Genomic DNA, 24,550 nt, shown 5'->3' on the forward strand with positions numbered 1-24,550 from the left:
TATTTGAAATATAGTGATTCGTCATAAATACTCTGTATGTATTGCTACAAAATATCGGGAGCATCGAATGATACTTAACATTCGTCGTATGAAAGAATCTGATATAGACAATGTTTATTCTATAGAAACTAATGTTCATATTGCTCCATGGAGTAAGGATATATTAAGAGACTGTGTTTTGGTAGGTTATGATTGTCGCGTACTTGAAATAAACAATGGGGATAATCCGGTTCTTGGTGGATATATCATTTCCCGAATTAGTAATAACTGTTGTCATATTTTAAATTTTTGTATAGCAAAACCCCTTCAGTCAAAAGGATTAGGGCGAAAACTACTGCAAACGGTCCTTTATTCCTTATCCAAATTTACAGAGACAAAACAAGTAATTCTTGAGGTCAGACCAAGTAATTATAATGCTTTACACCTGTATCAATCAGTAGGTTTTGAAGAAGTGGAAATCAAGAAAGATTATTATAAAGATGAGAATGGGGTTGAAGATGCTATTCTTCTTAGAAAAACTCTTAGTAGTTAATGATAATCAATCTATTTTAATGTTCATGGATGGGTGGAAAGAATTCCAACTTAGGGCGTGGTAAATACATTACTTTTGAATCCTGAAATCACACAACACGCAGATATAGTCTGAGCTGAGATCAAGACACAGGAACAAGCCAAGACAGATGAACATTATCACCAAAATCCAGGCAACGTCCCTAAAGTTTTTTTAGCTTTCCCAGACCGAATCTGAGCACGGATTTTTCAGATTATTTCGATCTGCCCTCTCTCCCGCGCTAGGAATTTGAGATGATTTTTTTTCGCGGGATGAGGGATGGGGAGAGGGAATGGAACAATCTGTGTTAAGACAACGAGCCCGTGATTTAAGGAAAAATAATACTGATGCAGAGAGGCATCTATTGTACTATCTTCGAGCGAATAGACTTGGATTTAAAATCAAGAGACAAGTACTAATAGGCGAATAGGGTGTAACCTCGCATTAATGTGAGAGTGTATTAGAAATAGGGGGGGGTATATGTATATATTAAACTCATACCGCTCTTTTTGTTTCCATCTTGTTCAGGTATAATATTTTCATAAATTAATCTGAATGAAAAGAAATAAGGCGAAAATATGCAATCCAAATTCGAGAATTTTAATGACTCACCAGAGGAACTTAAAATTGAAACTGCTCAAAATTTATCAAATCGTGAGTTAGTAAATCTTTCTATGGCATCAAAATCTCATTTGAAATTGTTTCAACCCCGGATTGATGTTCGTAAATTATTGCATCATGTGACACGCGGGGAATATGATGCGGTTAAAGCGATGTTAAAAAAGGACATAAGTTTAATTTTTAAAAGGGGCGTCGTTACGGATTGTTCTGGGCGAGAATTTGAGAACATAAGTGGCTTTGAATATGCTCTGTGGGCCCTGGATAAACATATGTGGGCAGCAATGATTGCGTGCATCCCTCAGAATGAAGAAGGCAGAAAGGTATTCGCACAATTGATGGCTCAATACAATAAAGTGAACACCGGCGGAGTCACTTATAAGCTGAATGGACAAACAATCACTGAAAAGCATTTTGATTTCAATAATACCATCATCAAAGAGCTGCAAACAAATAAGGACTCGGTAAACGCACCGGGGACTAAGAATTGGGATGCCATTGATAAACAATGGAGAGAGGGTGTCGGTGGTGCACAAAATCTCTTTCCTATGCATGTTGTCTATCAGTATTGCTCTGATGAACCTTATTATCCTGTGCCGAAGTTTACCTCACAGCCGAAGTCATCACAACAATTCTATAATTGCACTACTAAAAAAGATGAAAATTGGTTTAATGCTGATTCTAAGTTGTCGGTTGATTTTGCTATACATAGGGCACGCCCGCTCTGCATGGGCTTTGCGGAGGGGCGCGGGGGTGCGTGGCACGAATTGGATGCCATGAAGGCATTATGTAAAGTAAGAACAAATGATTTTATCGAGCTCAAATCGCTACTTGAGGAACAAATGACGGTTGATAATCAACCTCAAGTTTATCAAATGTGACCGATTGGGTACCATGTCGATGAAGAAGCCCGGCGGCGTAAGCCGCCACATGCCCGTCCCAGCATGAGTCCAAAAACCATAAAAGCAAGTCCTGGTACAACCAGTGCGCTGCTGTTCTAACCGACCACAGACACCATCGATGCAAGTAACTGATGATTCGTCGGGGAGAAACCCCATCTTTGACCATTCATTTAGTTTCTCGCGCGCTTTGCGCAATGTTCTTGCATGAGGAACAATGTGTGTTTGCAAAAGAGGCTGCTTTTCGGGTTGCTAAATTGTCTCCACCCCGGGTTTGGATTGGTTTTGACCAGCTTGCTCTGTATTAGAAACGTTTATAACAGCCTGTGTTATTGTGGTGTTATCCAAAGGTCTTTGGATATTGGATGCCTAAAAAATGGAAGCCCCTATCACATGGATCCGATACGCGTTTTTTTACCGGACAAGCGCAGACGCCTTTCCTGTAATACCTGCATGAGACGCTGCTTACAGCGATTGAGACTGCGCAGGCTTTGGCACAGGATTCAGTTCAGGAACTGTATCCAACTACCTATATCGTGCACGTGTAGCGGGATTAACCTTAGCCGAGGCACTTTCTCTGGGTGAGCAGGAACTGTATGAGCGCTTATTTTTACCTTCAAAAGCCAGTTCAACCGGGCGTGTTCTGCCGGACTGGGAGTGCATCCATGCGGAGCTGCGCAAAAAAGGGATGACGTTAATGGTGAAGAGCGGGTAAAAAAATCTGGATACCCGATTTCGGATGTCATTTCACCAAGCACATAAGAGCACAGATATCCTTTATCAATAAATCTGGCTGATTATAAGTTAAAGCATTGGTGTTTTTCGGACTGATTTTGTTGTCACTCATGTTTATCCTATTAAAAGTTCCCATAAATAACAGCGGCGGAACTTTATACATCAAATATAACTGCTATCAGCCATTAATTAATTGAAATCATCATGAATGACAACTACAAAAATAAAGTGGGAACAAAGTTGTCACAAAATAGGTTCGACGTACATACCAGGCCAATTATAGATTAAAAATTACATCGATCGATTCCAATAGCTCTTCATTAATATGATTATCAACCATTCTTTGCTGATACTCTTCCTCTTGAATTTGTTCTTTTAACTCGTGAGATTCTTGAAGCGCCTTAAAAAAGCCTAATTTTGCAAGAGAGGTAAGGGTAGGAAATGAACCATTTCCATAGGAATAAGGAGTTCTTTTAGCCAACTGAAATTCCAGCTGAGCTGCTACTATATTATTTCCTTGATCAAGATAAAGCTGTCTTTTAAATTCCAAATTTGTTCGATTCCGTGGTTGTAATTCTTCTGCCCGATTAAAATCTTGTAGTGCTAATTCATATTCACCTCGCACACGATAGACCTCGCCGCGATATGTTAAAGCCTCGTCATTATCTGGATTACGTTCTAATGTCGCATTAAAATCCATCAATGCCCGATTCCAATCTCCCTGTTGGCAATAGACTTTTCCTCGGTTAGTTAATGCAAAATAATCATCAGGAGTACTGCTCAATACAGCATTGAAATTCGCCAAGGCCAAATTTAATTTCCCTTGTCGTCTATAAACCTCACCACACAGAGCCTTGGCATAGGCATAATCAGGATTAATCCTTAACGCTGTGTTGTAATCCTTTAGTGCTAATTCAAATTGTCCTTGTTTGCTATAAATCTCACCACGTTCAGTTAAAGCAACACTATCTTCAGGATAAATCTGCAGGGCAGCATCGTAATCTTTTAATGCTGATTCCAGTTGCCATTGTGCCCGAAAAACTCGACCACGTTCGACTAAGACAATATTGTCACCAGGGAAAAGTTCCAACGCCGCAGAAAAATCAGCTAGAGCCAGAGCAAACTCGCCTAACTCGGAGTAAACCGAGCCACGAAGACCTAAAGCAGCAACGTGATTAGGTTTAATTTGTATTACATCCGCTAAGTCAATAAGAGCTAAATCAAATCGTTTCAGTACCTTATAAACATCTGCTCGCAACATTAAAGCCGAGATATCATTAGGGGTAATTTGCAATGCTGCCGTAAAATCATCCAATGCATTATCAAACTGTTGCTGCAAAAAATAAATCCGACCTCGTTGAATTAAAATACCATCATCTTGAGGATTGATTTGCAGTGCTGTATCAAAATCTGCTAAAGCTCGGCCTATGTCGCCACAATGATAATAAACGCACCCTCGACAATATAAAGCGAACGGATTATTTAAACTAATGTTCAATGCCAGGTTAAGATCTGCTAATGCCAACTCATATTGCCCTTGTGAACCATAAATATCTCCGCGTTCAATTAAAGCAAAGTCATTATGCGGATTTAGCTGTAATGCTGCATTGAAATCCGCCAGAGCCAAATCCAGCTGTCCTTGTTTCAGAAAAATTTTGCCACGGTTACTTAATACAAGTTCATCATTGGGATTAATTTTCAATACCGCATTGAAGTCCGACAGAGCCAAATCCAGTTGCTCTTTTGTTGCATAAATTTCACCTCGATTACTTAATGCAAGATCATTATAAGGGTTAATTTTCAATACCGCATTGAAGTCCGACAGAGCCAAATCCAGCTGTCCTTTTGTTGTATAAATTTCGCCCCGGTTGCTTAATGCAAACTCATTATCGGGGTTAATTTTCAATGCCGCATCGATGTCAGCCAGAGCCAAATCTAATTGACCATTTATCATATGAATCTCTCCGCGACGAGATAATGAATCACAATCTTGGGGACGAAGTAACAATGCCTTATTGTAATCTGCCAGTGCCAACTCCAATTTGTCCTGCTGATAAAAAATATCGGCGCGATAAGCCAAAAAAACAACTGACTGAGGATAAACACACAACACTTTATCGAAATCTTGTAGGGCCAAATCCCAATTCCCCATCATATAATGCACCTCTCCGCGACAAGCGTAAAAATCACTATTACCGGGAATATTTTCCAAGGCCGCATTAAAATCCTGTAGTGCTAATTCATATTGTTTCAGAATACGATAAACATCACCACGGTACGATAGAGCAATACCATTATCAGGATTAATTTCTAAGGTGGTGCTGAATTCATTTATGGCTGATTGCAAATCTCCACGTAGACCATAAATCACTCCACGTTGAATTAAAGAAAACTCATCATAAGGATTAATTTGCAATGCAGCATTAAAATCTTGTAAGGCCGAATCCAAATCCTCCAATAAACGATGAACTTCGCCACGACGAGCCAAAACGAATCCATTTCCGGGATTAATTTGCAACACTGCATTGAAGTCTTCCAATGCTAAATTGAATAGTCTCTCTTTTCGATAAGCCATGCCTCGTTGAACTAAATCAACACCTGCATTAGAATTAAATTCAGAACTTGAATCCGTCTTTGAAATGTTTTTTTCTTCTGTTCTTTGTTCTCTTTTTCGTTGCGCCTCATGAATACTCAATTCAGAACCATCAAACTTTCTCTTCATAACATGACTGCCCCTGTTGCTTAAGAATAAACCTGTGTATAAAAGAGGTTGTAAGTAATACAATGAGAAGGAGAAAACAGATAAATACAGGTTATTTTTACCGAACTAAAGCTCAAAGACAGTCCTTAGACTAATCATTTCTTCTCTACCTCAGCAACAAACCCGTTTATTGATTAAAACTAGGAAATGTCCAGTCCTCCAATGCTCCTTAGGAGAAGATAAGCTGCCTTATCAAACTTCTTTATTAATGAAGAAGTGCGATATTGACTGGCATCTTATCATGAAGTCTATATTTTGCTCAATGCTTGAGGCGAATAATGTAAATATAGTGCCTCGAGAATATTGAGGCTATGGATATAAAATGCTCCTAACCGATTCTAATGTATCTTTATTGATATTGTTATTAGCATATACAACTTGATACTCTTTATTATTAAGATGATTGTCCTGATCCTCTGCTTTGATTACCGCTTTGAAAAAACATATTTTAGCAAGCGCCCCAAGAGTAGGGAAGGTACCATTTCCATGAGAGTAAGGTATCTTTTCCACTAACATACATTCATATTTAACAACCTCTATATCATTTTCCTGATCAACATAAAGCTGTTTTTTAAATTCTAAATTGGCTCGATTGTCTGGTTTTAATTGTTCCACCCGATTAAAATCCTTTAGTGCTAACTCATATTGACCTTGTAAACGGTAGATCTCACCCCGATTCATTAAGGCAACGTTATTGTTAGGATACTTTGCCAAAACCGCATTGAAATCTTTTAAGGCTATGTCAAAACGTTCCTGTTTGATATAAAGCTCACCACGTTTGATTAATGTAAAGACATCCGTAGAATTAATTTGCAATGCCGCATTATAGTCTGCCAGAGCCAAGCCCAGGTGTGCCAGTAAAAAATAAACCACACCGCGCAGGGATAAAGCAAAACCATAATCAGGTTTCATTTGTAATACCGTATTAAAATCCTGTAATGCACACCTTAAGTGCCCCTGTGTGATATAAATCTGGCCACGACGAATCAGAGTAAACATATCCATAGAATTAATGTGCAACGCTGCATTAAAGTCTTGTAGTGCCAATTCTAATTTGCCCTGAAGACGGTAAAATTCACCTCGATGCGCTAAAGCATACTCATTATCAGAATCAAAATGCAACGCTGCATTGAAATCTTGTAGGGCCAATTCTAATTGCCCCTGGATGTGATAAAGCACTCCTCTATGCGCTAAGGCATAGATATTATTCGGATCAATGCGCAATGCCGCATTAAAATCTTGTAAAGCAAATCCTAATAGCCCTTGAAGGCGGTAAACTTCAGCTCTTCGAGCAAAAGCAAAGGCAGATGGAATAATTTGCAAGGAAGCATTAAAATCCTGTAGTGCTAATTCATATTGTTTCTGTTGGCCATAAATTGCCCCACGATGGGCTAAAGCGAATCCATTATTCACGTTAACCTGCAATGCCGCACTTAAATCAGATAATGCTAAGTCTAATTGCCCTTGCAAAATATAAGTCATGCCTCGATGAGTTAATGCGATGTCATCATGAGGATTCCTTTCCAACGCCGCATTGAAGTCATCCAGAGCCAATTTGAATTGCCCCTCTTGTCGATAAGCCATTCCTCGTTGAACTAAATCATGCCCCGTATTGGTATTACATTCAGAATTAGCATCGGTCTCTGAACTATTTTTTCCTGCTCTCTTGTGTTTTTTTTTTAGTTGCTCTTGCCCAGACTCATCAAACTTTCTCTTCATAACCAACTTCTCCTGCTGCTTAAAATTAACCATATAGATGAAAGAGGTTGTATATAATACATTAGAGTGCCCATTAACCAATAGAAGACGTTACATTTTGATTTTGAAATGGTTTGAACGGTGTGCGAGGAAGCTTGCACACACAGTTTTTAGAGTGAACTCGAAGTGATTAGCTGAATCATTGAAACGGTTCGCTCTCATTTCTTAATGCCACTCTATAGTAACGAATATTAAATTGTTTGACTCTTTTCGACCAAATTATATTAGTTCCTAGAAGAAGAAAATAATTGGAGTAATTCTTCCGTCGCTTGCAAAGCTTCTTCAGAGCTAACGTTTTCGCGTTCTGTTTTAACCGAGGCTCTTTTTTTATCGGGTAAAAATATATTTGTGGTGAACTTACCACTATTTCTTACTACATTAAGACTTAGTGTTTTTTGAGATTCTACAGTATGATATTTACTTACACGATGAATTAAGTTCGTATCAATATTAACTATATCACCCTGTTTAGTAGTTTCAACGCTAGTTTTTTTGAGCAAGACACTACCTACAAAAGAGATCTCCTTGCTTGTTTTATCAATAGCAAATTGAAAATTTCTCGTACTGAAGTCCACACTCATACCCGCTGTAATACCATTATAGCGGTTGGTGAGATACTGTAATCCCATTAGCTCACATATATTGTATTTAATTTTTTCGCTGAGACTGGTCGCAGACTGATATATTTCATGTTCATAACCACCAGCGACAATATAAGACTGAAATGTTCGAGGATGATCATGAATGGATTCATCCCCCAAACCACAATTATGTTGTGAATCGTAATACCAATAATTCATCCCCCTCTGTTAACGGAGCAATATTTTGGTCCGCGTGTAACACCCAAGAGGGCAGGGTCGTTCTTATAAAGCCTGATTCATTTTTTTTAAATTCGATCTTTCCTTTATTATCACATAAAAATTGATGGACATTATTTAAAGTAGGCTGATTAAAATATCTGGGTTTTTGATTTCAAAAAAAAAAAGTGATCTGCCTTTCTATAGAAAATTCAATTTTATCTTTCATCGTGCTCTTCCCAGTTTAAATGGCCAATAAATATACACCCCACACGCCAAAAATCAATCGAACTGGTAGTTTTTTGAGTTGCTTCATTTTCTTGCACAGCTTTATTAGCCAAACGGTTTACCTTCAATATGCTTAATAAAATCGTTTTGCAGCAATAATCTCATCCTTCTCATTTAAAGAACTAAGATTTTCCTGCAGCGAATTGGTCATAAAGCTGGATTAGTTTACCTATTAATTTAGGGATTTTTCACATTTTTATCATGCTGCCATTGCGTCAGAATGGGATTTACCGAACAGTGTAATGTGCTCGGCAAAACCTAATGAAGTTACTTGAGTTGAGGCAAAACCTTTTAATCCAATATCTAGCCTTTTTTGAATATTTAGGTCGTTAAAACTTAAGTCTACATGAGTAGCATACTTTAATGCTAAGAAAACAAGCGCTTCATCTTCTCCTGATTTTTTTCCTAAACTGTTTCCTCGTAAAGTGACCAATTTTATTTGACTATTCAAGTGACTTAATGCGAGTTGCAATTCATCATTTGGCCTTTTGCTAAAATTATTCCATCCCATGTCCAGATGTGTTGTATTTTGCTCTATTTGAAAAATTGAGCGCATTAAGGGGTTCTAGACCGGAACCGTCGAAATTTCCGGATGGTTTTAAATCAGTTTATGTCGTTTAACTTCATTAAACATGTTGCCATATTTAGTTCTTGGTTGTCGTTATCAATTTTTTACAATACTCCTCAAAAACCGAGACAACTTGCTCGGGGTTTTCTATCCAAGGAAAATGCCCAGCATTTTTAATGGAACGGATTAGAATTTTTGAGTTTTGAAAGTCATTGTGATTTTCAAATAAGCTTAATGGAGTAATCCTATCTTTTTCACCAGATAATATTAATGTAGGTATATTTTTAGGGATCCAGTTTGCTTCATAAGTTGAATCAAAATGCTGCGCTGACCATTCACAGGTCTTAAAGTTGTAAGGCAAAGATTCAAGAAAGGAAATGTCCTTTTGTAAGCCTGATTCAGTAAAAAGGTATGGGGTAGACAAAAGGGTCATTTTCTTTAATATGTCATTGTTTGGATTTTTAGCATAAATTTTATGTAAATTATCGAGTTCAGGTATGGGGTTACGTTTAACATAATTCATAAATAACTCTTGCCATTTTGCACTAGGAGCTGAATCCATCAAAACCAGTCCTGTCAGCATTTTTTCTAATGAAGGAGTCGATAGCGCATACATGCCACCAGTGGAATGTGCGACCAAAATAACATTTTCCAGGGTGCTCACTGCCTCCTCTAAGGCTTCCGACCAATGAGAGAAAAATTCGCTGTCATCATTTGTCACATTAGAACCATCTCCAGGTAAATCCAAACTCCAAGTGCTTCCTGGTAAATTTAATAATTTTGTCAGCGGAGTTAATGATTCGGAGCCTAATCCTGGTCCCCCAGGAAGAAACAACCAATTAAAATGTGTGCCAGGTGAGCTGTTTATTAATAGAAGGCGTGATTTCAATTGAGTCCATAAGTAATTCTTTTTCATAATTATTTCTCATAGGGATTGCCGTAACTGAGAGGCAATCTAGACACTGAAAAAAAGAACTGATTTCGAAATTGGTCATGACCACGCATTAGAGACCCGACTGAAATATCCTCATCGATTTTAGACCAATGGACCCCAAGGCCATTACCAATAAAGCGCCATTCTTTTCGCTCAACGTCAATTGCATCTCGTAGTCTTGGAAACCATTCTAATGGGGCTGAAATATCCCGACCATCAGCTAACACAAAATGCAATGGGGTTTTAGTAAAACTAACATCAACTGCATGATCATCAAATTTAATTGCCAAAGTATTCATGCCATTTCTCCAAAAATAATTCTCTATGTTCGATATGAATATGTGGTGGCTCATTTCCTTCCAAGCTCTAGAAAAAAAATCGATATCCTCTAATATTTAACATAGTAGGCATTATTGTTCCAGAACCCCATTCGTTAAATAGTAGCACCAATATTAATGTTTCTTGGCAAACGTAAATTCCGCTTTTTAACATAGGTGTTTAGTCCAATATGATTACTAAAACCCAGTAGGTTGGCGATTTTTCTAACTGACAAACCTAATGTTAATAATTCTTTGATTCTCTCTTGGTCTTTATCAAATTTACTTTTTTGTATTCTACCCTTAGGTTTTCTTAATTGAATACCTTGCGCCTTTTTATTTGCAAGAGCTTCCTTGGTTCTTAAGCTAATTAAATCTCGCTCAAGCTCAGAAAATAATGAAAACAAAGTAATCATGAATTTGACGACATGTCATGGTGGTTAATATCCAGACTTTGCTTAATAGCAATTATTCTAACTTGCTTTTGAATCAACTCATTCCTAGCGCTGGAGAGGGGGCAGATCGAAATAATCTGAAAAATCCGTGTTTAGATTCGGTCCGGGAAAGCTAAAAAAACTTTAGGGACGTTGCCTAATAAACATTAAAAATTAAAAAATGACTGTAATTTAATAATAAATTTGATATAATATATGCCCCGCATTGTGTTTACTCACACGTTTTTATCTGTGGATAATTTTAATCATTTTTAACTGTCCATAATCCCTATTTATATTCACTAATTCCACAACCCTCTATTTATATGGGCTATAAGGCCATCTTCTGTAATCTATTCAGTTTAGGTTATCCACAATTTCTGTGGATAACCTTGTGTATAGAGTAGTGAATTCATTGAAAAATAAGCTCATTTCAAAGCTGCATTAAATTGTTCCACGATTAATCCATCGCAATTGTGTTTTTATTAAAAGCTCTGTTGAGTGTGTATTTATTCATACGTCACATTGCAAGCCATTAACCTACGTACGTCAATTAATGTGAGGTCATAAACGTCAGTAGGTTAGAATTCTATGGTGTTGAGTAAACACCCCAATAACTATACCGCTAATTTAAGTTATTAATAGTTCAAATTTCTTTGGGAGGTGCTTCGATTAAGGTGCTCGAATGCCTCCCTAACATATTAAATAGATGCTAGATAGCGAAGCTTAATTCAGAAGTGTCAGACTCTTCAGAGTGAACTGACAAATCCAACGAAGGTTTGAGAAAACCTAAGTCTGACAAATAGGCAATGGTGTATACGATTGAATTATTGATGACGTGCGCTCCAATAGCAGTTCCTAGTCCGAATTGAAGTGCCATAACTCCGAATGCTATTCCTGAAAGAGTCGCTATAAACGCTTGACGATATACTGCCTCATGCTCATTACCAAGATGGATCAGACCGAACACCATGGCTACTGCACTTATTGCGATCGCTGCTGCAAGTGATATACCTGTTTCCCAGAACATTATTGTCGTAGTTATAGGGAATAAAGTTGTAACTGCAATTAAAGCTAATGTTAATAGCAACCCACGAAAAATAAGCTCTTCTATCAGAGGGGCTGTTATTGTTACGGTTAAAGGATTATCAAGTACATAACGATAATAGTGACTATTTCGCACATATAAAGGGTCAATAAATTGAATGATTTGAGAAAGAGAACCGATGGCCAAAGTGCATATTGAGCCTAATAATAAGCCTGAAGTAAACCCTGGTAAATAAGCTATTCCCAGGATGATACACCCCAGGTACACTGAAAGAGAAATGGGCTCTATGCTCGCCATTGATGTAATTGAACTTACTCCAAGATTTGTAGCAACAGCTGTTAAAGAAGGGGTCGCTACATTAGTATTTAACTTTGTTTTCTGTAGTGAGGCAGAAGAAAAAATTGATAGTTTGCTTAGAGAACTTGTTGGGTTTTTCATTTAGATAGGCGGATGAAATTGATTGGTGTTGAATTATTTTACTTGGAGATCACAAAAGATTCAATATGATTTCATTTTAAAAACTCTCCGTAGTGTAGCATCACAATTAAGAGCGCTCGGAAGTGAAGCGCGATGATGGAAAAACCGTATGTATAACGCAGCGAATATATCATGCCGATTAGCCACTCCCCATTGCATCAGAATGTACATGGATGCCTATAAGCCTTATTGACAGTCTAACAAAAAAAGCATAGAGTGTGTTCTATTTTTAACCTATGTTCCGTTTCGAAAATCAAATGGATTTTTAAAATATAGAATTGCATCAATAAATCATAGTTTACATAGCGCAAGTTACTCCTGTGTTTTTGCTGCATTGAACTGATTGCTGAAGGAATATTTTCGAGTTGGCTCCAGAATTGTAGAGCTACTATGTCCAAAGTTAATGATTTGCACACGCTATGGCAAGTTTTATTAGTCGAACATGTTACTGACAATCCAGATTATTTTTTATTCATGCTCGGAAAGAATACTGAATATACTCATAAACCTTCCTTTGACCTTCCATTTACAGAAGCTGCAGTAGTTCACAAAAAACAGAGACTCTATGGCAATGGTGAATCCTGGCCTTATATGGCTCGACTGGTTACTAACAGGCTGGGAGAACATGCTCCGGAAATTAAATCTGACAATGAGAGTTAGTTATAAAACTTAAACTGGGTATGGTTTTGAGGTGTAGTTATTTAATGTTGCCTTAATGATCATATAATATACTAAAAGAACATAAAAAAGAATTCGAGAGTGCAATGACTTTTACTTTAACATTATTGGGTACCGATACTGCATATACCCCAGGCAGACTTGAGAATGCATACGACAAGGCAGAAACATTAAGTTACATTTCTACCATGATTCAAGGAAGTCCCCAAGCTGTAGACGAATGCACACAATTCAGGAACTCAAATGTCACTGTGGTAAACGGCCCAACTACTTTAGGGCAAGAAGTAGGGGATCGAATTGCGCGAGGTGTACAAGCAATATTGGAAGCGATTAGTCGCGGTGAAGAAAATATCAGCATCATAGCTCATAGCCGGGGAGCAGTTGAGGCAATTCTTGTTGCTCATGAACTGGAACGCATTCAATCTCTTTTATCAGATCCTAACTATGACAGAAGACAATTAACCAACAGTGTATGCAAATATACCCGAACAGCAATGAGTGGAATTCATCGAGAAGCTTTAGAAGCAATCAACCTCGATCAAGTTGCATCCCATATTGGAAAGGTAAAATTATCCATACTCAATATTGACCCAGTCCCTGGTGGTAACTATATGGTTGTCACTCATGCTTCAAGCCTTGCCTGGAGAGATCCCCGGTTCTACAGAGTCCCAAAGATAGTTAGTGAATACGAACAATATACCTACGAGAATGAAAGAACTCGATGTTTTAAAGCCATTGTGCCTAAATGCGACTCTCCGGACACTCAATTCAAGCTCGTTAGTTTGCCAGGCCACCATGGCACAGGTTCTGGTAACCTGAGTGACCAACAAAGAAAAATTAATCCAGATGGTTCTACTGATCACGTACAAGAGCTCGTCTTGATTAAAATCATTGAATTTCTAAAAAGACATGATGTAACACTTCATCCAGGAAATAATCCTGATGATCCCTTTGCAGAGTTGATATCCCCGCTATTTGATGGGACTGAATATTCACCAGATTTTAATAATCGGGTTCAAGCGTTATACCACCATTTGTATGACCAAATTATCACTAACAGGGAAGCCTATCGTCGATTTAATCAAACATCCTATGCCGTGCTGGGCCAGGAGCAAGCATTTATCAGACGCATCTGGAATGTACTCGATCAACGTATTGTTCATTATCAAGCCCATAATGATACTTATCTTGAATCAGTAGTACCCGTAGTTCCCGGCGGACGCTTTTTAAACTATGAGCATGCGCGTATTCATCTAACTCATGAGTTAGGACTAAGAAATAATGCGCCTTTAAGCGAAACAATAAATGGATCGGTTCAACGTTTTGTTAATTTATGCCGACACACAAAAGCCCTGAAGGATTTGAAAGATCGACCGGCTGCGCTTGCAAACATTACTGACTCTGTGAGACTGGATACATTGGCTGCTACAATCGAGACAAAAGAGGGTTTTGCGTTGATGCTTGATGGCTTAAAAATGTTAATCGAAGAAGTCAGAAGACCCTACCTTCAGGATCAATTGACCAATCCAGAAGAAAGAGAATCACTGTACTATGCTGTTCAGAGCGCCTTTGTAGAGTTTAGAAATCTTGCAAGAGATCCTGGCAATGAAGTGGCACAAAAAATTAATGAAGTATTAAATACGAGTCTTCAATCAACTCTGACTTCAAAACGAGAATCACTAGCAGAAGACTATAAAAATATTTCAATCAAGCTGAAGGAAAATACATTTTTTAATGTGTTACAAGATAAACTTCAGGAGATCAGTACGAATTTAAATCAGCTATCTGATGGACATAATAGTAATGAATATCAATTAGACATCAAAATTCGACGAACTTTGGACGATATGCAGCAACTAAGTGAACGAAATCCAAATCCTCAAGCAATTAGAGAGTTTATTGATCAAGAACTGATTTCGTATAGAGAGTTTGCTGAGCAATTGACGTCAGAACACAGTACAGAGTTAACGAATAACTCACTGCAATGGGTCAATGGGGTGATGAATGAAGCACTTGATGACAGTATTGATTATGACACCGAAAACCTGATGGCTGAAGTAATTAGTGCGCATCACCGACTCGAGCATTTTAGAGTCAAATTACCTGATTTTAAAGCATTTAATGATGAACTCGATTACACTAAGTGGAATAATGAGCTCGAAGAACAGCGAGATCATTTAATTCGATTAGTTGCTGAATATATAGTCGATCATAATTTAGATTTGCTTCGAGACATTAAACCTTTGTTTGCCAACAATGATGCATTATACAAACAAATTGAAGGACTTGCGATTGGTCTAGGTGCTGTAAATCATGTAGAAATGGAACTGGCCCGACGTAACACAACAATTTCTGAGCTTCAATTACAACTGAGAACATTAGAAAGGCAAAATGAAGAACAGCAAAAAGGCACTTTAGCGCTCGAGTCAGCAAAACGACTGCTCGAACAACAAAACGCCAGTTTGGGTCGAGAAAATCAAGTACTTAAGGCAAATGTTTCAAGTCTGACTTCGGATAATGCACGACTTGAAGAAAGTCTGGCTGCTGTAAAAGGTGAGAAATCAGAACTCGAAGCTGTTATTTCAACTCTGACTGATGATAAAGCACGACTTGAAGAAAGTCTGGCTTCGCTAAAAGGTCAGAAATTAGCACTAGGAACGGGTATAGCAAGACTGGCAGCTGAAAATCAACGAAAATCAGCACTTTTGCAGCAATCTAATAAAATCGCCTTAAACGAGCACCGAGCATTAGCCGATGAAAATCAGAGTCTTAAAGACGTATTAAATAATGATACTGAGTTGCAATGCCAAATTCTGGTAAGAAGCAAGCTTATACCATTAACGCAAGAATACCTTATCCATCTCGCTAAAGAGGTGAAGCAGAGCGTTAATCATGAGCTTGTTGTTACGAATGTAAGCATACCATCGTTAATTGAAGACATACGACGAATAGATGTATGGCCTGAAAATGAATCCAGCTCTATATTGAAGAAAAAATTTGATAGTGTCAGCGCATTATATGAACACCTTAATGATGACAGGGTAATAAAACCTAGTGATAAAGTCATTGGATTCTATACTAAACTAAACGAAGCCAATGAGGACATTAAAAAGCATAAAGATCCTAAATGGCAAAGATATATTGCTAATACAGCAGCTGTAATCGGCATCGTTTTGACGGGAGTATTACCCGGCCTGGCCGCTTTAGCTATAGTATCAGCAGTGACCGGTAATTCACCTAAGTTTTGGCAATCCAAAGGCCAAACATTTATAGAGAAAGCGAAAGAAGAAGTGAATCATAATCTTCCAACAATATCACCTACGAAAGGAAGTTAATTGGGAGTTGACCTTTTCATTCAGTAGCTAACTTATGGGACATGGGTTATGCTATTTACCATAAAATGGAACTTACGAAATAATCCAGTTTATTTCCCACTGGACAAGTTCGTAAGTTCTAACCTACTTTAATCGAATCTAATCAATGGAGTGACATAGAATGAGAGCTTTTTCATTAAAACGAATGTTGGTTGTTGCTACTGTTGGGCTGTGCTCAATATCCGCTTATTCCGACAACTCTGTTCAACCAGATAGCTCCTTTCAATCCGTTTGTATCAATTCCTGGATGAATAAAGGCAAGCAGGGTACTGATAAAGTAGATTATAAAAATTTTGGTGAAAAATATTGTGCTTGTGCATCCACGCAACCTATGAGTACTGAAGAAGAAATCAATCAAGCCATTCAAATTTGTTTGTCTCGAACCTTGCTTCATGATGCTATGGATTCTTTAGAAGAAGAAATCGGTCTTTCAGATGCAAAAGCAAGTGATTTCACTGAATATTGTCAGGATAGGTGGAGCTTAATCTACCCAAAACAAAGCGATGACGATAAAAAGTTTACCACCTCTTATTGCGGATGCGCTCAACCTAAACTCATGGAACTGATAAAAAAATCAGAAACAATTACTGATAAAGAATACGAACAATCGATTGATGCTATTGCTGCAGAATGTTCTGGTAATGTGAAGGAAGAACCAACGGGATCTACTACGCCAACCACCAGTCCTCAATAAGTCTAGCAACCTCATTGGAGTGATTGAGCTGATTTATAATTCTACCGAAATCCCGCGGCAAAGACCGCGGTATCTACAACCCCTATTCTCCCGCAGTTATAGCCGCGGAAATTCGAGTGATTGAGCTGATTTATAATTCTGCCGAATTCCCGCGGCTTTGACCGCGGGATCCACCTCAGAATCAATTTAAATTAATTATATGCCGGATTAACTTCTTCATTAGCCATTTGCGATGATTCACTATGAGAAGAACTGCCCAGAAAAGTTAAATGAATAGGCAAAGGCGGTTTCTCCTTATATTTATCTAACCCCTTTTTTGCTGCGTTTCTCACATCATCAGATACCGCATCACTATTGATTCTCTTTAAATTCAGTAACATCATATGTTGACGTGACACATCAAATTGTTCCCAGTTCACAAAACTTTCTGTCAAATTTGCTGCCAGAGTAGGGTTTATTTTATCTAAAAGCAGGATGTTATCCGCGATAAGTTGATAACCTAGGCCTGACTTCGCATGAAATCCATAGGGATTTTTAATAAATGAGCGCAACAATGCATAGACTTTGTTGGGATTCGATAAATCAAAAGCAGGGTGGTGAGTCAACTCTTCTACTCTTTGAACAACACTAGGTGAATGAGTTGATGCTTGAATTGTAAACCAATAATTCACTGCAGTTGCATCGTTTTTCCAGTGCTGATAATAATCATTCAACAGACCATCGACTTTACTGGAGTTCATCTCACACAACTGCTTCAGTGCCGAATAAGTGTCAGTCATATTAACATGTAAAGCATCTTTAAATTGCAACATCAAATAGTGTTCAGTTTGCACTGAATCGGTATATTGAAAATAAGAAGTACAAACTTCTTTTAGACGTCGTACTCCTGCATCTTTAATGTCAAAAATACTAAATTGAGGGGATTTTAACGGTTCTCGTAATTGCAGGTCATTATAAAGTTTAAATAAATCAGACTTTAATTCCTGAGCAAGAGCGTTCTGAATTAATTGCCGCGCTTCTGCAATTTTTTCAAAATCGGGTTTAGCAAATTCGAGAGCCAATTCCTCTTCCGATGGTAAAATCAACAATTCTGCCTGTAACCATTCATTAAGCGAATGATCGGTTAGTACCGAACGAAAGCTATCAAAAAATGCTGGAGTACAATTGAGTGATTTGCCAGAACAATAATCTTTCACCATCTGAGTGACAGCTAATTTTGCTGCTTCACTGCGGTTATAAATATTGGTATCGTGCTGCATGAGTAGTACTAATTCATCTTGAGAATAGGGATAATTCAAGTTAACCGGAGCAGAAAAACTGCGTAATAAAGAAGGGACAGGGCGGGTTTCAATCTCGGTCAATGTAAATTCCATTTCAGGCTGATCAATCATTAACAAAGTATCACCTTTAATTTCGTTCCCTGAACGGTCTAATAATCCCATAATCAAAGGTATGGGTCTTGACTTCCCATCCGTGGTTTTTACTTTTAAAGTATAGGTTTTTGTATCTGGATTGTATTCATCCGTAACATTTAATGCAGGAATACCCGGTTCCGTAAACCAGGATAAAAAGTGGTGAACATCGACACCACTGGTATGTGTTAACGACTCCAGCATATTTTCAAGGGTCACGGCTTTGCCGTCATGAGTCTTCAGAAACTCGGTCATTCCGCTATAAAACACATCCTTACCCAGAGTCAGCATCATCATACGAAATATATCAGCACTTTTCTCATATGCCGCGGCAGTATACAAACTTCTCACTTCAGTATACGTGCTTTGTCTCGGTGCACGTGGATCGAGGTTTTTCCCATCTAGAAGCCTCACCAAATCAGTACCTAGCAAATCTTCACGAAACATGGCTGCTCTAAAGGTAGTCAGACCTTCCTTAAAAGGCAAGTTAAACCAATCTCTAATCGTTACCCGATCCCCAGACCAATAATGAAAAAATTCATGTGCTACGACTTCAAGAACTCTCAATATCCCTAGGTCAGTGGTACTTTCTGGGCTGGCGAATAAATTGGCTGTATTAAATAAATTCAGGCCTGTTGGTTCTGATGCACCAGAGGCGTATTTATCCACTCCAGCAACCATGTGTTGGTGCAGATCGCATTCGAGGTTATAGGTTCTTTCATCCCAAGCCATTGCTGCAGCAAGAACTTCTTTGGCAAAAGCACATTGTTTTGTTGCCTCAGGCGGGACATAAAATACAATAGGCAAAACTCGGCCTGATCGAGTTGTAAAATGGGTTTCTGAACGGTGCAACTTACCTGCAACCATAGCGAATAAATAACTGGGTTTTGGTACTTCATCCATCCAGGTTACTGAATGAAGACCATCAGGTAATTCGGCTCGACCCACTGCTTTTCCATTACATAATAAGACAGGATAATCCTGCTCATGTGCAATTATTGTCGTTTTGTATGTTGCTAAGTTATCGGGCCTGTCATTGCAATACAGTAAACGTCGCAAACCTTCTGTTTCCGCCTTTACGAGTACTGTACCCTCAGTTTTATACAAGCCAAATAAATCAGTATTTTCACCAAGAAGTGTAGTGGTAGTCAGGATAAATGGTACACTTCGTGGCACGTTTTTGACTATTAGTGAATGTTCCATTACCTCAAATTGCGTTTCATCAAGTGGGTTTCCATTGAGAGCAATTGAAGTTAATTTCATATTTTCTCCATCCAGAATCAAATGATCCGAATGAGCTTCCACCTGAGGATTAGGGATTACAGTAATTGATGCTTTTGTTTGCACAGGATCTTTGGATATATCGATTTCCAGTTCCACATGGTTTATTAAATAATCAAGAATTTTATAATCACTTAAATTGAATACTTTTGATTTACTTTCTTTCATGAATACTCCCTTATTTTAAATTCAAGATTATCAGAACCTTATAATCAACAATGCACAATATAGGATTGAAATCCGTTTTTCAATAAGCAAATTGTTCAGGAAATGTAGGCAATAGTTGTCTAAAATATAATGAATTATCCTTTTTACCAAAGAGACAAGTGAGTGAAAGGAACATTATTAGGGGCTGTTGACATTTCATTATTTTCAAGTCTACTTTCCGCGACTTGTTCGCGGAATCGATAGATCTTGCGCAAAACATGAATATATTGCGTCTATAAAGAGTGAATTGGATCCCGCGAACAAGTCGCAGGACGTCGAAACTTGAATTGTCAACAGACCCTAGATGATTGTATTTAATAAATCCTATGAACAGAGGTAATAAAGTGATTAATACGATAATTTTTGATTTTGATGGAGTAATACTCAATAGTGAGCCCATGCATTTTGAGGCACTATCCCATGTATTAAATCAAATAGGCATCCGTCTTGATTATGAAGAATATAGAACCCATTACCTGGGATTAAGCGACATCACTGTATTTCCCAAGATTCTGAATGATAAAGGTTTTGACTCTTCCAAATCACAAATCAATCAATGGATAGAACTAAAGGTCTCTGCTTACAACGAGCTCATCGAAAAAAGTGAACAATTACCCATGATTCCGCATCTGGATTGGTTTTTAGATCGAGTAGCACAACAGTATGAAAAAATTGGCATCTGCAGTGGATCTAATCGCCATTCAATACTAAAAATCCTGGAAAAGATTCACTATGGTCAACTTGCCTCTTATTTTAACACTATAGTCAGTTGTGAAGACGTAATTTTGGGTAAGCCATCTCCAGAAGGATATTTACTAGCAGCTCATCGTCTACAAGTAAAACCAGAAAATTGCCTTGTTATAGAAGATTCGGAACATGGTGTTGCTGCTGCTAAAGAAAGTGGGATGCTGGTTGCTGGATTGTTGACAACACTCAGTAGGAATCAACTGGCTAATGCGGATATGATCGCAGAGGACTTTAAAGAGTTGGCACTGTTGTTAAAGAACTAATAGAACATAAATAAATCAACCATAATTACGATTAATATTCATAAGTATTTACGAAAAAACGTGAGTGAACGCTCATCATGATGAGCAATTCACTCACATACGCAAGAGCTGCTATTAACAATTCATTAGCCCATACCATTGTCTAAGGTATTGCATTGTTTAGAGCTCCGTTCATATGTTTTTTAATATTACTTTTTATGGACATAATTCTATCCACGGATTCGGTAGTTTTTTTAGAGGCAAAGAAATCATAAACACTATTTTTGTGGGCGGATAACAATTCCATGTTTTCAGCATCTCGGGTAAATTGCTTGATGTACCGATAAATATCATCAAGATTACCTCTTTGCAGTTTGACATCAAATACAAATTGCTCCAACAACTGACCTCTTTTAACACGCAATGGACTCTTGGAATTACACATCTTTTGTGCGTAGGCATAAAGGCTATGCAACATTGTAACGGTATCTTCTGGTAGTTTTGATAATGGTTTAGGATTGGTAATATAATTTATCTTTTCCAAGGTATCCCATGTCTCTTTACTTTCCAATTTGGCTTTTTTAGCCGAAGGAACAAAATTAAAAATTTTGCGGTATTTTTCGTTGAATTTTTCTGCCAACCATGCATGCATATCCGCTGTTGGATGCACATCATCCCAAAACATAAAACCATCAGATGGTGATGTGTGTTTTGCCTTATCTTTAGTATTTTTCTGTTTTTTTTTAAACTCATCAGAGGTTACAAAAGGGGTTTTGATTTTAGTTTCATCAAAATCATATGCCTTGGGGTTATTGTATACCTCTTTGAACAGACCATTCACATCAAAAACAGAGAGGTAAAGATTAGGATGACTCTTAAGATATTTGTTATTCAGCTTCTGGACTTTTAATTCCAGTTGAGCATTAAAATAGGCTGAGCATTCAGCCGCATTATTGCGCAGCGCTTTGCTTTTTGCCTGATATCGTGGTGTTAAACCAAGATCTGGTAAATTAAAAAGGACGAGATTTCGATAACCTTGCTTAATTAAATTCTCCATATTGGCGATGCGATCAGCAATTGCCTTATCCACTTCTCGATGGGTTGGTTCAGAATTAACAGTAATTAAATCATTGGCACCAGACCATTCAATTACCATAGTTTCTAATTTTTCAGCTCTGGATATTTTATGTGCTTTATCATCCTGGATTAACAGATTAACCTTGCTATTCAGATGAGACATTAATAGTCTTGTAAACAAGAGTACAATATTAAACGTAAATTCACACGAATAGTTATGAGAAGTTAAACCTCCTTCACAATAGAATCTGGCAAATCGTTCGCCTTGAAATAAAACATGTTTGTCATTTTTCAAGCTAAAATCGTACAGTTTATGACTACCAAGACCCAGATTATAAGATATAAAATAATCACTGATATCAGCATTGCTGGTTGCGCTTTTATCTAGATTCAGTTTGTTTCTGATACTATCGATTTCAAATTGTTCAGCGGTGCTGGCGGCAACATAATCGCCCCAAAGAAAGCCATTTGTGAATCGTCCACGCGGCGATTTACTACTAAGGCCGCTAACTATTCGCATTGGCAGCACACCAGCCGCATAGCGCTTATTAAGAGTCCCTCTGTCCGATAAGCTGTCACCGAGTACAACAAAGCTTGAAATCTTTATCCCTGGTTTGATCATGTTTACTCCTCTAAGAAAAATCATCCATTAATTTTCTATCAGGAATAGTATAGTTTATTTATTCTTCATGCTGGGTGTTGCTATCAATAATGCGTTAATCCTACGAGAAATGTGATGGATAAATCATTATAATGGACAGCAATATTAATTAATGTCCCTGAATATAGATAAGGAATATAATGAGACTTACTTTTAATGAATTTCAAGCGATATATGATCATTATCAATATAATGACACCATCGTTATTCGATACAGTAAAGAAAAAAATGACCAAACAATTGATAAAGAAATACAACTGTCCAGAGAACAAAACTGCTTTTATTTTGAAAATGTTGAGCTCAATGAAAGCGAAAGCAGTACTAAAGTTACCTCCGAGAAACAAGAGATAACCGAGCAGTCATTACAAAAAGAACATGCATTCATCGCCACTTTATTTACTACGCTAAAACCCAGGAGCGCTCCCAAAACATCTGTTTGGGAAGATTTTAAAAACGCAGACTCAAAATTAAAATGGCTGTTGCGCTTTTTTCTTTTAGACACTCAGTTAATCGGTGGGGCAATTGGTCATGTTATTGCATACTCAGCAAACAGCGAAAATAAGCACTATAAAACCATCCCATCCTCAGTATTGGGTAAAACCTTAGGCCCTTTGATTTTTCCTGCTGGCTCTAAAAAACCCAGCTTTGATCGTGAAAAAGCCCCGGGTATTATTGAAATTGATACGATTCAACACAAACAGTATAAAGCCCTGAAAGGGTATAATCCTATCTATCAATCACATAATGGAACGATCCGGTTTTGTGAAAAACCTGTTTCAATGACCCTAAGAAATAATACGATTGCTCTTGAAACCATTGTTGCCTCCAACGAACAGGTCACTGCAGAAAATGAGAAAAATCATCTGACCATTGTTTATTTCAACGGAAACAGTGGGAGCTTTCAACAAGATTATCAACAAGTTGCAGAAGATCTTCTCCATTACGGTAAGGATGGGATTCCAGTAACTGCCATTCAATTTAATTATCCAGGTATCTTAAACAGTGAAGGGCAGGTGGACATTGCCCAGGATCTTATAGACTCAGGGATTGCTCAGGTACAGGCATTATTGGCTCAGGGAGTGTCCCATTCGAATATTGTGTTGCATGGAGTTTCTTTAGGAGGAAGTATTGCTAGTCATGTAGCCGCTCATTTTCACCAATTGCCAAAAGTGGATGATCCTAAGCAAAAACAGACACTGGGTGGATTATATGCATCAAGAACCTTTGCATCTACAGCGCAAGTTGGTCGGGATTATTTCAACCGAGCGCTGGGTAATAATATTTTTTCTCGAATTTTTTCAACCCTTTGTCTCCCATTTATCAAGTTAGGAACCTGGGGTTCCAATTGGGATTTAGATACAGGAAAAGCGTTTTTTAGCCTGCCTAAAGATAAGAGAAACTATTCAGTCGTCATTTCGCCAAAAGCTCATAGAAATGACTATCGAAAAAAACATCAAGGGTCCTGGTTTCAACAAATTATCGACTTTCTTTTAGGCCGAGAGAACAATCCAGTTGATGACGCTGTTTTAGGGCGCGGATTACATGATTCCTGGGAGCGGTCTTTTGATAAATTTCTCGTTCAATGGGGGTTTTATGGTGAAAAAGCGAAAAGCAATTATTCTGCTGAAAACAGCTACCGGAAAATGATGGTGGTTGATTTTAAGACAAATGAGTTTGCGCCAGATCTGGATGGGCATGCAATAGCTGATTATTGCTACAAACAGGGAGAACAATTGTTTAACCCAACAAAAGTAAATAAATCCATTGGCCTTGTTCATCGCGCTCCTGCTGTTACCTTATTCAAAGAAGGAATAAACCAGAGATGCTTTCCTATACAAGAAGGCCTCGAAGCAGGGGAAGTTGCTCGTCGTTCGATGTTCAGTATGTCGATGGCTTCTTCAGATTAAATTCATTATTTAACTGACAGATAGTGATTCGATAGTAAATACCATTACCTTAAGTCTGATTATTTTGATAATCAGACTTAAGGTAA

The 24,550-nt window shown here is 37.9% G+C and carries 19 protein-coding genes; 8 read left to right on the forward strand and 11 right to left on the reverse strand.

From position 1 onward, the window contains the following. Positions 1-67: 67 nt before the first annotated feature. From rimI to ELY21_RS13730, 3 genes are all read left to right on the forward strand, one after another. The gene (gene rimI / locus ELY21_RS13720) at positions 68-532 is read left to right on the forward strand and encodes a ribosomal protein S18-alanine N-acetyltransferase (protein WP_127110357.1); all 465 of its coding nucleotides are present in this window, start codon (positions 68-70) and stop codon (positions 530-532) included. Between the two features lie 310 nt (positions 533-842). Continuing rightward, positions 843-980: a DUF559 domain-containing protein gene (locus ELY21_RS13725; RefSeq protein ID WP_233588720.1), complete on the forward strand. Its 138-nt coding sequence runs from the start codon at positions 843-845 to the stop codon at positions 978-980. Between the two features lie 148 nt (positions 981-1,128). Beyond that, entirely contained in the window at positions 1,129-2,049 is a 921-nt protein-coding gene (locus ELY21_RS13730; RefSeq protein WP_127110359.1) for an F-box protein, read from the forward strand. Between the two features lie 1,030 nt (positions 2,050-3,079). Here ELY21_RS13730 and ELY21_RS13745 read toward each other — a convergent pair. The 9 genes from ELY21_RS13745 to ELY21_RS13780 form a co-directional block, all read right to left on the reverse strand. After that, positions 3,080-5,524: a tetratricopeptide repeat protein gene (locus ELY21_RS13745; RefSeq protein WP_127110361.1), complete on the reverse strand. Its 2,445-nt coding sequence runs from the start codon at positions 5,522-5,524 to the stop codon at positions 3,080-3,082. 348 nt (positions 5,525-5,872) lie between these two features. Beyond that, positions 5,873-7,282: a tetratricopeptide repeat protein gene (locus ELY21_RS13750; RefSeq protein WP_158618568.1), complete on the reverse strand. Its 1,410-nt coding sequence runs from the start codon at positions 7,280-7,282 to the stop codon at positions 5,873-5,875. Between the two features lie 263 nt (positions 7,283-7,545). Beyond that, complete coding sequence (locus tag ELY21_RS13755; RefSeq protein ID WP_127110365.1) at positions 7,546-8,121, reverse strand: hypothetical protein; 576 nt, start codon at positions 8,119-8,121, stop codon at positions 7,546-7,548. Between the two features lie 215 nt (positions 8,122-8,336). Then, positions 8,337-8,459, reverse strand: a complete 123-nt coding sequence (locus tag ELY21_RS15945; protein WP_255411192.1) for a hypothetical protein — start codon at positions 8,457-8,459, stop codon at positions 8,337-8,339. Between the two features lie 146 nt (positions 8,460-8,605). Beyond that, on the reverse strand, positions 8,606-8,962 hold the full coding sequence (locus ELY21_RS13760; RefSeq protein WP_127110367.1) for a hypothetical protein: 357 nt from the start codon (positions 8,960-8,962) through the stop codon (positions 8,606-8,608). A gap of 88 nt (positions 8,963-9,050) precedes the next feature. Beyond that, the gene (locus tag ELY21_RS13765; protein ID WP_127110369.1) at positions 9,051-9,890 is read right to left on the reverse strand and encodes an alpha/beta fold hydrolase; all 840 of its coding nucleotides are present in this window, start codon (positions 9,888-9,890) and stop codon (positions 9,051-9,053) included. A gap of 2 nt (positions 9,891-9,892) precedes the next feature. Then, complete coding sequence (locus ELY21_RS13770) at positions 9,893-10,207, reverse strand: DUF2442 domain-containing protein (protein WP_127110371.1); 315 nt, start codon at positions 10,205-10,207, stop codon at positions 9,893-9,895. Between the two features lie 134 nt (positions 10,208-10,341). Next, complete coding sequence (locus tag ELY21_RS13775; RefSeq protein ID WP_233588721.1) at positions 10,342-10,641, reverse strand: hypothetical protein; 300 nt, start codon at positions 10,639-10,641, stop codon at positions 10,342-10,344. 730 nt (positions 10,642-11,371) lie between these two features. Then, complete coding sequence (locus ELY21_RS13780) at positions 11,372-12,145, reverse strand: CPBP family intramembrane glutamic endopeptidase (protein ID WP_127110373.1); 774 nt, start codon at positions 12,143-12,145, stop codon at positions 11,372-11,374. Positions 12,146-12,574: 429 nt separating this feature from the next. Between ELY21_RS13780 and ELY21_RS13785 the strand changes: the two genes are divergently transcribed. From ELY21_RS13785 to ELY21_RS13795, 3 genes are all read left to right on the forward strand, one after another. Then, complete coding sequence (locus ELY21_RS13785; protein ID WP_127110375.1) at positions 12,575-12,844, forward strand: hypothetical protein; 270 nt, start codon at positions 12,575-12,577, stop codon at positions 12,842-12,844. 104 nt (positions 12,845-12,948) lie between these two features. Continuing rightward, positions 12,949-16,197, forward strand: a complete 3,249-nt coding sequence (locus ELY21_RS13790) for a hypothetical protein (protein WP_127110377.1) — start codon at positions 12,949-12,951, stop codon at positions 16,195-16,197. A gap of 160 nt (positions 16,198-16,357) precedes the next feature. After that, the gene (locus ELY21_RS13795; protein ID WP_127110379.1) at positions 16,358-16,930 is read left to right on the forward strand and encodes a hypothetical protein; all 573 of its coding nucleotides are present in this window, start codon (positions 16,358-16,360) and stop codon (positions 16,928-16,930) included. A 191-nt stretch (positions 16,931-17,121) separates the two neighbouring features. Here the strand turns inward: ELY21_RS13795 and pepN are convergent, their stop codons facing one another. Next, positions 17,122-19,791, reverse strand: a complete 2,670-nt coding sequence (gene pepN / locus ELY21_RS13800) for an aminopeptidase N (RefSeq protein ID WP_127110381.1) — start codon at positions 19,789-19,791, stop codon at positions 17,122-17,124. 383 nt (positions 19,792-20,174) lie between these two features. Here pepN and ELY21_RS13805 point away from each other — a divergent pair, with 383 nt between their 5' ends. Beyond that, positions 20,175-20,840 (forward strand): HAD family phosphatase, encoded by a 666-nt coding sequence (locus ELY21_RS13805; RefSeq protein ID WP_199741722.1) that lies wholly within the window; start codon positions 20,175-20,177, stop codon positions 20,838-20,840. A 142-nt stretch (positions 20,841-20,982) separates the two neighbouring features. Here ELY21_RS13805 and ELY21_RS13810 read toward each other — a convergent pair whose 3' ends face one another. Next, positions 20,983-22,518, reverse strand: a complete 1,536-nt coding sequence (locus tag ELY21_RS13810; protein WP_158618569.1) for an SGNH/GDSL hydrolase family protein — start codon at positions 22,516-22,518, stop codon at positions 20,983-20,985. Between the two features lie 179 nt (positions 22,519-22,697). Here ELY21_RS13810 and ELY21_RS13815 point away from each other — a divergent pair, with 179 nt between their 5' ends. Continuing rightward, positions 22,698-24,464 carry a S9 family peptidase gene (locus ELY21_RS13815; RefSeq protein ID WP_127110387.1) on the forward strand — a complete coding sequence of 589 codons (1,767 nt, stop codon included), beginning with the start codon at positions 22,698-22,700 and terminating at the stop codon, positions 24,462-24,464. Positions 24,465-24,550: the final 86 nt, after the last annotated feature.

It is taken from the genome of Legionella sp. km535 (assembly GCF_003990085.1).
Lineage (GTDB): Bacteria > Pseudomonadota > Gammaproteobacteria > Legionellales > Legionellaceae > Legionella > Legionella moravica.

What these genes read in the sequence shown, in the direction of transcription:
- rimI (WP_127110357.1), top strand. Translation starts at nt 68, where the DNA reads ATGATACTTAACATTCGTCGTATGAAAGAATCTGATATAGACAATGTT.
- ELY21_RS13725 (WP_233588720.1), top strand. Translation starts at nt 843, where the DNA reads ATGGAACAATCTGTGTTAAGACAACGAGCCCGTGATTTAAGGAAAAAT.
- ELY21_RS13730 (WP_127110359.1), top strand. Translation starts at nt 1,129, where the DNA reads ATGCAATCCAAATTCGAGAATTTTAATGACTCACCAGAGGAACTTAAA.
- ELY21_RS13745 (WP_127110361.1), bottom strand. Translation starts at nt 5,524, where the DNA reads ATGAAGAGAAAGTTTGATGGTTCTGAATTGAGTATTCATGAGGCGCAA.
- ELY21_RS13750 (WP_158618568.1), bottom strand. Translation starts at nt 7,282, where the DNA reads ATGAAGAGAAAGTTTGATGAGTCTGGGCAAGAGCAACTAAAAAAAAAA.
- ELY21_RS13755 (WP_127110365.1), bottom strand. Translation starts at nt 8,121, where the DNA reads ATGAATTATTGGTATTACGATTCACAACATAATTGTGGTTTGGGGGAT.
- ELY21_RS13760 (WP_127110367.1), bottom strand. Translation starts at nt 8,962, where the DNA reads ATGCGCTCAATTTTTCAAATAGAGCAAAATACAACACATCTGGACATG.
- ELY21_RS13765 (WP_127110369.1), bottom strand. Translation starts at nt 9,890, where the DNA reads ATGAAAAAGAATTACTTATGGACTCAATTGAAATCACGCCTTCTATTA.
- ELY21_RS13770 (WP_127110371.1), bottom strand. Translation starts at nt 10,207, where the DNA reads ATGAATACTTTGGCAATTAAATTTGATGATCATGCAGTTGATGTTAGT.
- ELY21_RS13775 (WP_233588721.1), bottom strand. Translation starts at nt 10,641, where the DNA reads ATGATTACTTTGTTTTCATTATTTTCTGAGCTTGAGCGAGATTTAATT.
- ELY21_RS13780 (WP_127110373.1), bottom strand. Translation starts at nt 12,145, where the DNA reads ATGAAAAACCCAACAAGTTCTCTAAGCAAACTATCAATTTTTTCTTCT.
- ELY21_RS13785 (WP_127110375.1), top strand. Translation starts at nt 12,575, where the DNA reads ATGTCCAAAGTTAATGATTTGCACACGCTATGGCAAGTTTTATTAGTC.
- ELY21_RS13790 (WP_127110377.1), top strand. Translation starts at nt 12,949, where the DNA reads ATGACTTTTACTTTAACATTATTGGGTACCGATACTGCATATACCCCA.
- ELY21_RS13795 (WP_127110379.1), top strand. Translation starts at nt 16,358, where the DNA reads ATGAGAGCTTTTTCATTAAAACGAATGTTGGTTGTTGCTACTGTTGGG.
- pepN (WP_127110381.1), bottom strand. Translation starts at nt 19,791, where the DNA reads ATGAAAGAAAGTAAATCAAAAGTATTCAATTTAAGTGATTATAAAATT.
- ELY21_RS13810 (WP_158618569.1), bottom strand. Translation starts at nt 22,518, where the DNA reads ATGATCAAACCAGGGATAAAGATTTCAAGCTTTGTTGTACTCGGTGAC.
- ELY21_RS13815 (WP_127110387.1), top strand. Translation starts at nt 22,698, where the DNA reads ATGAGACTTACTTTTAATGAATTTCAAGCGATATATGATCATTATCAA.